Annotated in this window: 10 protein-coding genes, 4 tRNA genes and 1 pseudogene; 5 read left to right on the top strand and 10 right to left on the bottom strand. The window is 43.0% G+C overall.

What is annotated here, in order from left to right; translation table 11 throughout:
• Positions 1-363, top strand: a pseudogene (locus AC1DPZ_RS11135) (hypothetical protein); the annotation flags it as partial.
• Between the two features lie 36 nt (positions 364-399).
• A complete protein-coding gene (locus AC1DPZ_RS11140) occupies positions 400-1,254 on the top strand; it encodes a hypothetical protein (protein ID WP_477403231.1) in 855 nt (284 codons plus the stop codon).
• A 173-nt stretch (positions 1,255-1,427) separates the two neighbouring features.
• Here the strand turns inward: AC1DPZ_RS11140 and AC1DPZ_RS11145 are convergent.
• The 5 genes from AC1DPZ_RS11145 to AC1DPZ_RS11165 form a co-directional block, all read right to left on the bottom strand.
• Positions 1,428-1,498: transfer RNA gene (locus tag AC1DPZ_RS11145), tRNA-Gln, on the bottom strand.
• A 6-nt stretch (positions 1,499-1,504) separates the two neighbouring features.
• Positions 1,505-1,578, bottom strand: a tRNA-Cys gene (locus AC1DPZ_RS11150).
• 8 nt (positions 1,579-1,586) lie between these two features.
• Positions 1,587-1,659 (bottom strand) — tRNA-Ile (locus tag AC1DPZ_RS11155).
• 12 nt (positions 1,660-1,671) lie between these two features.
• Positions 1,672-1,746, bottom strand: a tRNA-Pro gene (locus AC1DPZ_RS11160).
• 194 nt (positions 1,747-1,940) lie between these two features.
• Positions 1,941-2,444, bottom strand: coding sequence for a hypothetical protein (locus AC1DPZ_RS11165; protein ID WP_477403233.1), 504 nt, complete (start codon positions 2,442-2,444; stop codon positions 1,941-1,943).
• A gap of 141 nt (positions 2,445-2,585) precedes the next feature.
• Here AC1DPZ_RS11165 and AC1DPZ_RS11170 point away from each other — a divergent pair, with 141 nt between their 5' ends.
• On the top strand, positions 2,586-4,169 hold the full coding sequence (locus tag AC1DPZ_RS11170) for a TROVE domain-containing protein (protein WP_477403235.1): 1,584 nt from the start codon (positions 2,586-2,588) through the stop codon (positions 4,167-4,169).
• Positions 4,170-5,289: 1,120 nt separating this feature from the next.
• On the opposite strand, the gene AC1DPZ_RS11175 is transcribed toward AC1DPZ_RS11170, so the two are convergent.
• The 4 genes from AC1DPZ_RS11175 to AC1DPZ_RS11190 form a co-directional block, all read right to left on the bottom strand.
• A complete protein-coding gene (locus tag AC1DPZ_RS11175; protein ID WP_477403237.1) occupies positions 5,290-6,318 on the bottom strand; it encodes a 2Fe-2S iron-sulfur cluster-binding protein in 1,029 nt (342 codons plus the stop codon).
• Positions 6,319-6,383: 65 nt separating this feature from the next.
• Positions 6,384-6,995, bottom strand: coding sequence for a superoxide dismutase (locus tag AC1DPZ_RS11180; RefSeq protein ID WP_477403239.1), 612 nt, complete (start codon positions 6,993-6,995; stop codon positions 6,384-6,386).
• 169 nt (positions 6,996-7,164) lie between these two features.
• Positions 7,165-7,635: a nucleoside deaminase gene (locus tag AC1DPZ_RS11185; protein WP_477403241.1), complete on the bottom strand. Its 471-nt coding sequence runs from the start codon at positions 7,633-7,635 to the stop codon at positions 7,165-7,167.
• Positions 7,636-7,971 (bottom strand): tRNA-binding protein, encoded by a 336-nt coding sequence (locus AC1DPZ_RS11190; RefSeq protein WP_477403243.1) that lies wholly within the window; start codon positions 7,969-7,971, stop codon positions 7,636-7,638.
• 326 nt (positions 7,972-8,297) lie between these two features.
• On the opposite strand from AC1DPZ_RS11190, the gene AC1DPZ_RS11195 reads away from it, so the two are divergent.
• A complete protein-coding gene (locus tag AC1DPZ_RS11195) occupies positions 8,298-9,023 on the top strand; it encodes a pyridoxine 5'-phosphate synthase (RefSeq protein WP_477403245.1) in 726 nt (241 codons plus the stop codon).
• Between the two features lie 61 nt (positions 9,024-9,084).
• On the opposite strand, the gene AC1DPZ_RS11200 is transcribed toward AC1DPZ_RS11195, so the two are convergent.
• Positions 9,085-12,594: a T9SS type B sorting domain-containing protein gene (locus tag AC1DPZ_RS11200; protein ID WP_477403247.1), complete on the bottom strand. Its 3,510-nt coding sequence runs from the start codon at positions 12,592-12,594 to the stop codon at positions 9,085-9,087.
• Positions 12,595-12,718: 124 nt separating this feature from the next.
• Between AC1DPZ_RS11200 and gcvP the strand changes: the two genes are divergently transcribed.
• Positions 12,719-15,456, top strand: a 2,738-nt coding sequence (gcvP, locus tag AC1DPZ_RS11205) for an aminomethyl-transferring glycine dehydrogenase (protein ID WP_477403249.1), incomplete at its 3' end; no start/stop codon positions are given.

Here is a 15,456-nt window from a genome sequence, read left to right on the forward strand (position 1 = left end):
AATACCGGATTATCAAACTTATTTAATGCTAATGTACCTACTAGTGACAATGAAAATATTACAGATAAAATTGACAATGCGATATTGAAGTTTCGAAGGCACAAATCAACACTTGATGATCGAAAAGAAGCAATAAGAGAGTTAGCGGATGTATTAGAATTTTTAAGACCTGAAATAAAAAAGCATCTTCATAAAAAAGATGAAAACGACATTTTTAACATAGCAAATAATTTTGGCATTCGCCATCATAACAATGACCAAAAAACTGACTACGATAAGGCGATATGGTATAGTTGGATTTTCTATTTTTACTTAGCTACAATACATTCAGTTTTAAGAATGACAAAAAATAATAAATATTGAATGACCTGTCTTATGAGTACATTGAAATTAAATTTAATGGATGATTTTGCAGAAATTGCAGCGAGCATTTTAGAAAACTATGGGTTTAATCGTCCTCAAATAGATGACCCCGAAAAAGTACTTGGACAATTCTTTAGCTTTCAGCACCGGTTAATCGAAAAGATTCCCCGTGTTATATATAAACCTAATAGTTTTATTTGTCCATCAGAATATACTGATGCTTTAGAAATGTTAGAGAATAAAATAATATGTGGCGAAGACTTACGCCCATATCAAAGTAGAAAAATTTTGCAACTGGAATATAACGATCCTTTATTAAATGATTGGGGAATAAATCATTTACATCTTGGCACACAAATGGAAAGTAACCGTCCTTTAATTCAGGGCACTAAGGATTTACTTTTTGTTTACTTTAAAGATGATAGAGCTTATTTCATCGGGATTGCCAATCACGAGACCTGGTCTGATCAAGATATGATTCGAATCTTACATGACAATTTTCCAACAGTCATAGAAAATTGGCGAATTAAAGGTTTTACCCAATTAAGCACGGTTCCTTCTAATCACACAATTGAAGCATTCAGGAAGTTAATGATCAATTGCGGTTTGGAAATATATCCGGGAATAATATATGCTGGGCTTGGTGGAGGCTATGCGAATGATGGTTCAAGTGCGTGGGTGGGCCTGGAAGTTGATAAATGTTACGACTTCTTTGATGGATTGAAAAATTTTTATCTTGAAAACGAAAATGAACTTAGAGATAAAATTAAATACAAATTAGGAACAGTACCGGAAATTTCGACCCTTAAGCTTTCCCATAATGGAACGGATTTTTTAATTGTGGAAACGAATACCAATTTAGAAATAGATAGATTAACAAATATTTTTTAAAATCCTATCTCTCCCGCTACCGCGCGCTCTGCTTGTGATATATGTAAATTGGGAGTCCAGCGACACGTCATCTGTAAAGAAATTTCTTTAGTGTAGTCATAGCAATCCCTTACCCAACACAGTAGGATCAAACACCAGTCCAAAGCAACCTTTAATTGCTTCCAAAAACCCCGTTTTCCTACATGGACTCGAACCATGATCTTCTGATCCAGAATCAGACGTGCTACCGTTGCACCATAGGAAAATTAGGAGGTCAGTACAAGGTTCGAACTTGTGGACATTCCTTTTGCAGAGGACTCCCTTAAACCACTCGGGCAACTAACCATTTTTTGTGGAAACAAAAGGACTTGAACCTTTAACCTGCACCGTATAAGGGTGTTGCTCTAACCATTGAGCTACATTTCCATAACACATTAGTAGGGTAACCCGGGTTCGAACCGGGAGCCTCTCCGTTCCAAACGGAATAATCTAAACCAATTGATATACTACCCTTAAAATCTCCCTAAAACAAAAAATCCCCTTAGATTTATCTAAGAGGATTCAAGTATCTTGTTATATTTAAGTCAATACATAGCCTATCCTCTCTGATAAATCAGTTGGGGTATAGTGCATTGTATTGTTGTTGTTTTCATGATGCAATAATACACAATTATTTTATAAACAAAGAAATTTCTGTAAATATTTTTTTACTGTTTTATATTGCCTGCCAGTAACTCCAGTAACTTATCTTTTGCTTTAACACTTTCATATTTAAAGCACCCCATCGTCAGTAAATAGCCAAAGAGGAACATACCGCAAGGAGTTAGGTCGGCAATTTCAAATGGTCGTTTATTCATTTCCTGAATCAGAAATCCGATACCGAATAATGCTGTGAAACCCAACCATATACACATAAATATAATTACAGCTGTGTGCATCCTCATTTTTATATGCACCCGGCTTCCATTTAACCAGGCTTCGGTCGATCCTTTGATTTGAGGTAAAAATGAATTTCTGTAGCTTATTATCCGTTTAAATTCAAAAGTTCCATTTACAACGTATCCCGAAAAATAGTAATCCGATGTTGTTATAAACAGGTTTTTAAAGCTAAACTCCTTATCCGGTTCAACTTCCTTCTCCAGGCTTGATTGTACTTCTCCTGGTTTAAGATTGGTGTTTATATAAAAATCTTCAAAGGGTAATAGTTTCATGACCTGGTTTAGTTAATGAATGTATAGATAGCATCTATTTTTTATTTTTTGGAATTTTTTCAAAATAATTCCATCTACGCAAATACACTGCGCAGCATCCCTGTTTCTTTGTATCAACAATAAGAAATAAAGGAGGTCACAATGAAATTTAACCTGTTAAGCAAAACAAAAAACCAAACGGTAAACCATGAAGGTGCAAAAGCATTTACTATGAGTGCCGAAATGGAACTGTATACCACGGTAGTTACCTGGAGCTTAAATGATTCCTTTTATGAAAAAGACGAGGCGCGTTTAAACCGTCTTCGCCAACTGATAAATAAATGCCAGCCCGGGTTTGTGGGTAGGCTGGCAGTATATGCACGTACCAAAATGTATCTGCGTTCGGTACCGCTGGTGCTGGTTACCGAATTGGCTAAGCTGCACTCGGGCGACAACCTGGTCGCCCGGGTTACCGATGGTGTAATTGGCCGTGCCGATGAGATCACCGAACTATTGGCCTGCTACGAAATGTTGAACAAGCGCACCGGCACTAAAAAGCTGAACCGCCTAAGCAAGCAATTACAAAAAGGACTAAGCACAGCGTTCAACCGCTTTGACGAATACCAGTTTGGTAAATATAATCGCGATGGCGCTATCAAACTGCGCGATGCCCTGTTCCTGGTTCACCCAAAGGCAAAGGACGAATTGCAGCAGGTATTGTTCAATAAAATAGTGAACAATACACTGCAAACACCTTACACCTGGGAAACAGAGCTATCGGCATTAGGTCAGCTAAATTTCGACAGCGATGAGGCTAAAGCAGCGGCATTCTGCGCAAAGTGGGAAGAACTGATAGATAGCGGCAAGCTGGGTTACATGGCCCTGCTGCGTAACCTGCGCAATATACAGGAAGCAGGTGTAAGCTATACCCACTTCCAAAAGGTATGTGCAACGCTGGCGGATGTGGAGCAGGTGGCTAAAGCAAAGCAGTTTCCGTTCCGTTATTTGGCGGCATACCGCGAGCTGATAAACCCGGTTACAAAGGTGCCTGTGCAAAGCCTGGTTAAAAAGCTGACTGCTTTAATGCAGGGCAGCAATAAGGGATACGCCGGCGAGTTGCTGGAAGCCCTGGAAAAAGCGGTACAGGCAAGCGCAGCAAATATCAAAGGATTTGATCATGAAACCCGTGTGCTGTTAGCCTGCGACGTTTCGGGATCGATGCAGACACCCGTATCGGCAAAATCGAAGATCTTGCTGTACGATGTAGGTTTGATGCTGGCCATGCTATTGCAAAGCCGTTGTAAAAACGTAGAAGTAGGTATGTTTGGCGATACCTGGAAAACTATTGCTGTACCACGCAATAACATCTTAGGGAATGTACAGGAGTTTTATCGCCGCGAGGGCGAGGTGGGTTACGCTACCAATGGCTACCTGGTTATCAAAGACCTGTTAACCCGTAAGGTAAAAATGGATAAGGTATTTCTATTTACCGATGCCCAGTTATGGAACAGCTCATCAACAACTGGCGATCATTTACAGCCTTTATGGTTGCGTTACAAGGCAGAAGTATCGCCAAACGCGAAGCTCTACCTGTTTGACCTGAAAGGTTACGGACAAACGCCATTGCAAATATTGCGCAATGATGTATACCTGATAGCGGGCTGGAGCGATAAAGTTTTTGAGGTGTTAGCTGCCTTAGAGAATGGAGGCTCGGCGTTGGATGCTATCAATAACATAGAATTATAAGCCCCCTAACCCCCTAAAGGGGGAACAAGGGGTTTTTAACCAACTCCCAACTCCCCCTTTAGGGGGCCGGGGGGAATAAGGATGCCGTAGACATGGGTTACTTCGGTCACTGGTTAGGGGGAAATGGCATTGTAATAAAAGTTACGATGTGGGTTCGAATCCCAAAGCAATTTCCTCACTCCTGTGTTCGCCTGTTGCTCCTTGTAAGAAAATTAAAAAGGTGTCGTAAATAAGTGTTACTTCGATTTCCAAAACTGAGGCCGCCGGTTCGAGTCCGGCCCTTGAAAAAGGTAGCTCAGACGGTTAGAGCGCAGCGAAAAAACACACTTATTACCTGTTACCCTTTTTATAAAAAAAGAAATTAAAAACATAAGGATGCCGTAGAAACGGGTTACTTCGCTACCATTTGAGGGGGAGGGCAGTGTGGCGTAAGCAATGCTGAGGGTTCGAGTCCCTAAGGCGTGCCCCCGTCCCGCGTTCGCCAGTCGCTCCTTATGAAAATAAAAAAGAAGGTGCCGTAAATAAGTCTTACTTCGATCAGGGAACCGAAGCCGGGCTATATGCTACGGGCGGGATGAATGGCTTATTGCTTTTCGCCCTTCTTTTTAAAGAAATTGAAAATAAAAAAGGTGTCGTAAATAAGTGTTACTTCAATTATAACGTCCAGGTCGCCGGTTCAAGTCCGGCCATTGGCTTAAGCCGGTGTAGCTCAGTTTGGTTAGAGCAGGAACACCGCAAGGTGTATTCACTTATTGCTTTTTACCCTTTTTTTAAAGAAAATTAAAATATTAAGGTGCCCTAAATGTGCGCTACTTCGTGTAGCCCGTCGCTCAGCGGTAGAGCAAGTACCAGTGCATATTGCCCGCCGCCCTTAAGAAATAAAGAAGATGCCGTAACCCCTGCGTTACTTCGCCTGTAAAGCAAACCTAAACCGCGCAGGGTGATTGTCGCTCTTCTTTTAAATTAAAACAAAAAGGTGCCGTAAACTGGTGATACTTCGGTATGATGTTCCCTGGGGGAAAGGTGCAGATTCGAGTTCTGCCTGCAATTTATTGCAGTAGTCTAATTTCAAAAAACTCATCGGTTGCTTTTTGCCCTTTTTAATTTTAATAGTATAACCCTACCCTCCAAATTCAATCACTACATCATCGCTCACCGGGTGCCCGGTACAGGTAAGGATCCAGCCATCGGCCAAATCCGCCTCGGTAAGTACATCATTTTTAATCATTTCTACCTTGCCGGCGCTGCATTTGGCGGTGCAGGTGGAGCATACCCCGTTGCGGCAACTGTAGGGTAAGGGTACGTTGTTTTGCAGGGCGGCCTGCAGGATAGATTGGTTTTCGCCCACCACAAGGTTGTGCAGTTCGCCCTTGAATTTAATCCTGATATTTCGCGGCGGGAAGTTAATGGAGGTACCGGTTACGGCCACTGTTTCTAAAACAAAATTTTCCCGGCGGATCTGCCTGGGTTCGATACCCATATACACCAGCGCGAAACGGATCATGCGCATGTAAGGGAATGGCCCGCACAGGTAAAATGCGGCTTTGTATAAACCAGAGGGAGTTAGCTGGCGCGCAAGTTCTTCAACCTTATCGGCATTCAAACGATTGGCCTCGCTACTCAAAAACGTAATGATCCGGAATCTTTCGGGGTGCAGCACAGCCAGTTGGTTTAACTCTTCTTTAAATAAAATGGAGCTGGCGTCCTGGTTACTGTAAATAAGTGTAAGCTTGCTTTTACCGGGGCGGTTCAGTACATATTTTACCTGCGAAAATATGGGCGTGATGCCACTGCCACCTRCAAACAGTAAAATATCTTTCTCCTGCTCATAACCATTTATTATGAACCGGCCGGCCGGGGCTAAGGCATTTAATACATCGCCCACCTTCATTTTGGTAAGCATAAAGCGGGAGATCTCGCCATTGGTGATCCGCTTTATGGTGATGGACAGCCTTGGCTCATCCGGCGATGAGCTTAGGGAATATGACCGGCGGATCTCCTCGCTCCGGTGGTTAAATATCAAAGTAAGAAACTGCCCGGCTTTGTAGGCAACAGCCTCACCCGATATATTGCACAGGAAGAACGTAGCCGTATCCGGTGTTTCCCATTTAATTTGTTCAACCTTTAATTTTAAGATATCCTCGGTCATGTTCTACAAAAAAGCGGCAGAATGATTTAAATTCTGCCGCTTCAAATTTATAAGCTTAATTTAAATTAAGCGATTGCTTTGGCGTAAAGTTCGGCAACGTGCGCCCAGTTGATTACGCTCCAGATGCCTGCTAAATAATCAGGGCGACGGTTTTGATATTTCAGGTAATATGCATGTTCCCAAACATCGATACCTAAAATTGGAGTGCCTTTTACTTCGGCAATATCCATCAATGGATTGTCCTGGTTAGGGGTAGATGATACAACCAGCTTTTTATCAGCAGTAACAATTAACCATGCCCAGCCCGAACCGAAACGGGTTGCACCGGCTTCGTTAACTTTTGATTTTAAATCGGCAATTGAACCAAAAGTGCTGGTAATAGCAGCAGCCAAAGCACCTGTAGGCTCGCCGCCGCCGTTTGGAGAAAGCAAAGTCCAGAACATAGTATGGTTAAAATGACCACCACCATTATTGCGTACTGCAGGCGGAAATTTTGAGATGTTTTTGATGATATCCTCGATGCTGCTATCGGCTTCGGGTTTACCTTCAAGGGCCTTATTTAAATTAGTAACGTAAGCCTGGTGATGTTTGCCATGGTGAATTTCCATGGTAAGTTTATCAATGTGCGGTTCCAATGCATCGGTAGCGTAGGATAACGCCGGTAGTGTAAATGCCATAATTACGATTTTAAAGTTTAATGATTGTGATGAAACAAATATAAGAGTAGATTTTACTTTTTGTTCTAAATTATTGTCATGTTTCTTTAAGTCCATAGTCGATGGTCCATACCCCATCGTAACGACTGGTAAGGTTATTTTGACCATTGACTACTGGCTACTGCCCACCCTACTTCCTCTTCGCCTTAAAAAAGTTCTTCACCAGTTCGGCGCACTCATTTTCGCGGATGCCCCCGGTAATAACTGTTTTGGGGTGGGTTATTTTTTGATTAAGCCGGCCGAAACCCAATTTGGTATCATAAGCGCCAAAAACTATCCGGCTCACCTGGAACCAGTAGGATGCACCGGCGCACATTACGCATGGCTCCATGGTTACATATAGTGTACAGCCCTGCAGGTACTTACCCCCCATGGAGTTGGCCGCAGCTGTAAGGGCCTGCATTTCTGCATGGGCAGATACATCAGTCAGTCGTTCGGTAAGGTTATGCCCACGGCCGATGATCTTGCCGCCATAAGTTACTATAGCACCAATGGGGATCTCATCCTCTTCCAAGGCGTAGCGGGCTTCTTTTAAAGCTTCGCCCATAAAAAATTCATCAGGAGATATGGCTGGTTCCTCCTCAAAGTTTATATATCTCATTTAAATCAGTTTACTGCCATTTGGCACGGGTTTTTCAACTGCAGCTAAAACAATGTCGCCGTTGTCATCGGCAAAACCGGTAACCAGGAACTCCGACATAAAATTGCCGATCTGCTTTTTAGGAAAATTGATTACACCAACAATCTGCCTGCCTACTAATTCTTCTTTAGTATAATGTCTGGTGATCTGCGCGCTTGACCATTTGATGCCAAACTCTCCAAAATCAACCCTTACCTTGTACGCGGGTTTACGTGCCTGGGGAAAATCGGCGGCCTCCAATATAGTGCCTACCCTCAACTCTACTTGCTCAAAATCATGCCAGGTAATGGTTTCCATAACGGCAAAGATACAATTGAAGAAGATTCAAGAAACAAGAATCAAGAATTAAGACTTTTTTGTTGTGTTGCATTCGCAACAGGTGAAACAGCATAAAATTGCATTTGGTTGAAAATCAATTCGTTGCAAATTGTCATAAAATCAAAAACGCAACAAAACCACAACACTTTCCCTTCCCCGAAGACTTAGGCCTTCAAACTCCTCGTCTACACTCTCCCGCAGATCGTACAGCAGCCATTGTTTATTAGCGATAGAGCGAGTTTTAAAATTGTTTCGGGTGTTTTTAAGTAAATAGTGATATTTGTCGTGTAAATTAAGTAAGAACCATGACCCGTCTATCTGTCAACATCAATAAAATAGCCACCCTGCGTAACTCGCGCGGTGGTAACAACCCCGACCTGGTACAGGTTGCCAAAGATTGTGAACGTTTTGGCGCGCAAGGTATAACCGTGCACCCGCGGCCCGACGAAAGGCATATCCGCTACCAGGATGTTTTTGACCTGAAGAAAATAGTTACTACCGAATTTAACATTGAAGGCAATTGCCAGGAACAAAAATTTATAGACCTGGTACTGGCCAACAAACCCGAACAGGTTACTTTGGTACCCGATGTGCTGGGCCAGATCACCTCAAACCATGGCTGGGATACCATTACCAATTATCATTACCTAACGGACATGATAGCTGTTTTTAAAGAGGCCGGGATCCGGGTATCGATATTTGTTGACCCCATTGCCCAAATGGTTGAAGGGGCCACCAAAACAGGGACAGACCGCATTGAATTATACACGGAAGGCTATGCCACGCATTACCACCAAGGCAAGGAACTGGCAATAGCTCCGTATATAGAAGCCGCTAAAATAGCACATGATGCGGGGCTTGGCATTAATGCGGGCCACGATCTTGATTTACATAACCTAAAATACTTTGCAGAAAACATTCCTGCTTTAGACGAGGTGAGCATCGGCCACGCGCTCATCAGTGATGCCTTATATTACGGGCTGGAAAATACTATACAAATGTATTTAAGGCAATTAGCAGTAGGTCGTTAGTTCGAAGTCGAAAGTCTTAAGGCCGAAGTCTTTGCTGCCAACTTTTGTACCCAATACCACTTTACCTCAAAATAGTTAAACTTCCCGATAACAGGTTGCAGTTTTTATTGAGGTTGATAATATAATAGTAAGTGCCCCCAGGTAAAGCTTTGCCGTTGTAAGTACCGTTAAAAGGTGTTGTATACCCCCTTGATTCAAATAGTTTTTGTCCGTTACGGTTAAATACCTGAACCAAGGCCTGTGGGTAATTTTCGATGCCGTTGATTTTCCAGTAATCATTATGACCATCGCCGTTGGGACTGAAGGTGTTGGCGATGTTGAGTGGGGATAAACCTACGCTCACCTTTACTTCAACACGGGCACCTTCGCAGCTACCGCTAACCCTGCTTACAAAAAAGCTCCGGTTTGATGTTGCTGAAATTTTAAACCGCCCATTTGCCTGTTCATCTAATGGGGTGGCGCTATCTGCCATGTCATATAAACGGTATGTAAAGCCTGGAGCCACATCACTTACAAAAAGGAAAGCGTCACCGGGCGTACACACCTGGATATCTGATACAGATGGCGGCCCAACATCAGTTGGGATAAGCGCGATATTAAAATTGATTTCCACGTCGCCACAACGGGTATCAAGCACACTTAACTTGTAATTTCCTGCCCCAAGGTTTTCTATGCTATTGGTATTGCCAATAGGCTGGCCCGCATCATTTAACCATTTATAAGTATAAGGGGGTAAACCACCTGTTATGATTACACCTTTTACAGAACCCGTTTTTAAGTCGCACCGATCATCTGCTTTCTGCCCGTAATCAACTATCTTAAATTGGGGCAATTCTGTTACCTGGTAGGTGTTGTAATAACTCTCGCATCTGTTTTGGTCGGTTAAGTAAAGTTTATAACTGCCCGGAGGTAAATTTATGGCATCGGTGTTTGCGCCGGCATATTCCTGTTTATCATTTTCCCATCTATACGATTTTACCAGGGCACCGGCAGTTAACGATAATGATCCGTTGGAGTTGGCATAACAGGCCTGCGTGGTTTTTATAGTATAAGTTGATGGATAAACCGTGCCGGGAGCCTCCAAAACATGGTAAACCTGCGATTGCTTCTGACAATAATCATTTGAAACGGTTAGCTGGTAAACCCCGGCAGGGACATTTTTTAAATCAAGGCTACTTCCTGATAAATTACCATTGGCATCGCGCCATTCATATTTAGTTCCACCTCTTGCTGTAACGCCGGTTACCGAGCCGTTAGCTTTACCACAACTGGCCAGTGTTGCAGGCGTGGGCGACTCAATAATGGTTATGCCGTTAACTTCCAATATCTCAATCTCTTTGCTGTAAACAGGGCCGCATTGAGTATCATCGGTTACCTGTAAAGTGTAGCTACCGGCAGGTTGGTTAGTAAGGTCCTGGGTATAGGCTACTACTTGCTGTAGATTGTTTTTCCAAATAAAGTGCCGGGTACCGGCACCGTTTGAAATCATTATATTTTTGACACCCCCGGTCGTTTGTCCGCAGTTGGTATGGGTGATGTCGGGTTTTGAGTCGTCGATATTGAGGCCGGGTGAGTTTTTAATTATAACCGGACCATATGTTTTTTCACAGCCTCTTTGTCCAAAATAATGCAGCGTATAGCTACCGGGGTTCAAATCTTTCACATCCAACTGGTCGCTCACCAGGTTTCCATGTTCATCTACCCACTTGAATTTGAAAACGGAAATGCTATATAGGTTGCTTATTGAACCAAGATTACCACATGCGGGCTGTATTACTTTTTTTTGACTGTCGTCAATAAAAGGGGTATGGTCCTCAAGCAAAAAGTAATATGAATATTGGATGCATCCAAATTGCTCAGCCTTAAGCCTGTATTTACCGGCAGGAACGTTTGTTAAATCTATATTGTTTCCAAAAACTTTGCCCTCTTCATTTTGCCATTCAAGTTTTTTTGTATTTACAGTTGATAGTGCGTTTAATATGGAGCCCCCCATACCGCACTCTGGGTGAATTACTGTTAAAGAAGTTTCATTAAAAATACGCGTATCAGTAAATTCCGAAGAATTACCGGTAAGCGTAGCCCCTGCCATAACTCCATACCCTGCTAATAAAGCATCATTATAGGTATAGTTTCCACTAGCGTCGGCATAAGTGGTGGTTAAATATGTTTTTGGTTGACATTGTGTACATTCTTTATCTGTATAAAATAGTTCAACCCGCGCATGTGGTGTTGTTTTACCGGTCACCGATGTTAACGTAAGCTTATCAACTGTAACACTTATTGGTTTTTGCCCAGGTGGTGTGTGCGTTGAATACGGCATGCCCATGTTGCAATAAAGAGAATTATGTGATAACTCTACAAAGTTTGACACCCCCACATTTAATGAAGCATCAAGAGCATTAATTGCAGCATTGCCATTATCCACCGCTTTTTGATTTTGCAAACAGTTTGTTATTACATTGCCTTTGCTATTATCGCTGCCTCCAATTAATGTTTTCCCGGCCGTATAGTAAAGCGTGATTGCCGCACCATCTACAGGGATCTTGTTTTTTTTATCGGTAGATGTTCCAAAAAAATTACTTTGTATTAAGCAGTTTAAATTCGTAAATCCTGTTATCAGCAATGAATAGCCAAAAACGTTGTTCGAAACCTCGATTGTTGTGTTCTTATGATAAGTTAATAGTGGTTGAACACCAATGCTCAGAGCCTGGTTACTCCAGCTAAAATCAATATTGGGGTCGGTATTTCTTTGCTGTAATGTATTAGCCGAAAAAATATTATTCTTTATTTTAATCTTCACATCTTCTTTAAGATCCTCGTTTGCACGGGCCGGCACAATAGAAACAAGATCGAATATCGTATTACCCTCGTTATTATTGTCTCCACCAACTGTCACATTATAAGTAAACGGTAAAAATATCCGGGATTGGTTATAAGTTCCTATTTTAATACCATCTTCCCCAATACCAACTAAATTACTCTTTAGTTCAATTGATTGGACTTCGCATGCCGGCAGTCCCATTGAATTACTGTCTTCTATGCCCTCAATAGCCGATTGAACATTATATATTACATTTCCTTTGCCCGGAGCTCCGACAACGATATGGTCAACTTTCCCCTGAATGGAAAGTACAATCCCCCCAAATGCGCCAAAAGCAGGATTGTCGGCAACGTAAAGATTTTTGACTATCAAGCCATACATTTCAAAATCAGCAACGCTGCCCAAAATAAAGCAATAAACTAACAGCGCCTTTTCTCCTTCTCCTTTAATGACAATTTTAGCGCCATTTACAGATAGTGGCGCGCCCGGCTGGGTCGATCCGTCGATAACCAGATCAGAGGTAATTCGGGGCAAATCTATTTTGATAGCTATAGTCCTCCCTGCCTCACTTAAATCCGGCAAATCAAAATTGATATAATCTTTCTCTGCACTGCCATTGGCGGCCGCTTTTGTTAAAGCCTCGCGCAAAGTACCTGGCCCGCTGTCGGCATTACTGGTTACTACAAATACCGCTGCGATGGTGGCATTTGTTACAAATATTAAAAACAGGATAAGGAGTAAGCGACGCATATAATAGTAAGAGCACTAAAATACGATAATTGCTTGTAAATGCTTTGTCAACTTGATATTACGCAATTGTTACTCATATTGTAAAATTGTACCTTTGCGGTAAATTTAAGGGGACGACCACTTCATGAAGCTGAACGCAGATTACCAGGAGAGATTTCAATCGAGACACATAGCTCCAAATGAGGCCGATACGGCAAAAATGTTAAAAACCATCGGTGTTAGTTCACTGGATGAATTGATAGCACAAACCATTCCTGACAGGATCAGGCTTACAAAACCACTCAATTTGCCGCCTGCGAAAAGTGAGTTTGATTACCTTACTACGCTTAAGCAAACATCATTAAAAAACAAGGTATTTAAGTCGTTCATCGGCAAGGGTTATTATGATGTTATAGTTCCGGGTGTTATACAACGTAATATACTGGAAAACCCAGGCTGGTATACCCAATATACCCCGTACCAGGCCGAAATTGCGCAGGGCCGTTTGCAAGCCTTGCTCAACTTTCAAACCATGGTTATTGATTTAACCGGTATGGAAATTGCCAATGCATCCTTACTGGACGAAGGTACCGCCGCTGCCGAGGCTATGTTTATGCAATACAGCCTGCGTAAAAACAGCAGTGCCAATGTTTTCTTCGTATCCGAAGAGCTGTTTCCGCAAACCATCGATATTTTAAAAACACGCTCCGAACCTTATGGGATCGAGCTGCAAATAGGCGACCATCGCACTGTTGAATTAACCGACAATATGTTTGGCGCCATTGTACAGTACCCGGCAGGTAACGGTGCCGTATATAATTATACTGATTTTGCTGCCAAAGGACACGAAAAAGGCATTAAACTAACCGTTGTTGCCGATATCATGAGCCTGGTACTGTTAACCCCTCCTGGTGAGTGGGGGGCTGATATCGTAGTTGGTTCAACCCAGCGCTTTGGTGTGCCCATGGGCTTCGGCGGACCGCATGCTGCGTTTTTTGCTACGAAAGAAGAATATAAACGATCAATCCCAGGCCGCATCATTGGTGTAACTATTGATAGTGCCGGTAACTATGCTTTGCGCATGGCCCTGCAAACCCGCGAGCAGCATATCCGCAGGGATAAAGCCACTTCGAATATTTGTACCGCGCAGGCATTACTGGCTATTATGGCCGGTATGTATGCCGTGTACCATGGCCCGCAAGGTGTTAAACTAATTGCCGAAAGAATCCACGGGCTAACTGTACTATTGGCTAAGGCCCTTGGTGAATTAGGTTATAAACAGCTAAACGAATCGTATTTTGATACTTTGAAGTTTGATGTTGCTCATTTGGCCGGCCCTATCCATTCAGAGGCATTAAACAACGAGATGAACCTGAACTATGAAGGCTCGGTTGTTACCATTTCTGTTGACGAAACCACATCGCCCGAGGATATTAAAACTATCGTAAGGTTTTTTGCAAAAGTAATAGGCAAAACTATTCACGATGTGAATTTTGATGAACTGAAAGGTGATCTGCAAACTGTTATCCCTGCTGCATTGCAGCGCACATCTGCTTATTTAACGCATGGCCTGTTCAATACGCATCATTCTGAGCACGAAATGCTGCGTTACATTAAATCGCTGGAAGCAAAAGATCTTTCGCTTTGCCATTCTATGATCGCTTTAGGTTCGTGCACCATGAAGCTGAACGCGACAACCGAAATGGTGCCGGTTACCTGGAATCATTTCAGCAAAATTCACCCGTTTGCACCTACCGACCAGGTAGGCGGCTACATGCAACTGTTTGATGAGATCAACAACTGGCTGAGCGAGATCACTGGCTTTGCAGCCATGAGTCTACAGCCAAATGCAGGCGCGCAGGGTGAGTATGCGGGCTTAATGGTTATCCGCGCCTATCATCAGGACAGGGGAGATAACCATCGTAATATTGCTTTAATCCCATCATCAGCACATGGCACCAATCCTGCATCAGCAGCTATGGCCGGTATGAAGATTGTGGTTGTTAAGTGCGATGACAATGGCAATATTGATGTTGCCGATATGCGCGCCAAAGCAGAGCAATATAAAAACGAGCTATCGTGCTTAATGGTTACCTATCCATCAACACACGGCGTATTTGAAGAGTCGATCATCGAGATATGTGATATTATTCACCAGAATGGCGGCCAGGTTTATATGGATGGTGCCAACATGAATGCCCAGGTAGGCTTAACCAGCCCGGCTAATATAGGCGCCGATGTTTGCCACTTAAACCTGCATAAAACCTTTTGCATTCCGCATGGCGGCGGTGGTCCGGGTATGGGCCCAATTGGCGTGGCTAAGCACCTGGTTCCTTATTTACCGGGGCATGCTGTGGTTGATATCGAAAGGGGTAAATCAATCCACGCGGTATCTGCAGCTCCCTGGGGTTCGGCTTCTATCCTCATCATCTCTCATGCTTATATAGCCATGATGGGCGGCGATGGACTAACCAATGCTACACGTTACGCTATCCTGAACGCCAATTATATTAAAACAAGGTTGCAGGATCATTTCCCGGTATTATACACCGGCGCCAATGGCCGCTGTGCCCACGAAATGATATTGGATTGCCGCTCATTTAAATCACTCGGTATCGAGGTTACAGATATTGCCAAACGCCTGATGGACTATGGCTTCCATGCGCCAACAGTATCATTCCCGGTTGCGGGTACGGTTATGGTTGAGCCAACAGAATCGGAGCCTAAACATGAGCTTGATCGCTTTTGTGATGCAATGATCGCTATCCGTCACGAAATTGCCGATATAGCCGCCGGAATATCAGATAAAACAGATAACCCGTTAAAAAATGCACCTCATACAGTATCGGTAATTACCGGTAACGAGTGGGAGCATCCATATTG

The organism is Mucilaginibacter sp. P4_G9 (assembly GCF_056400985.1).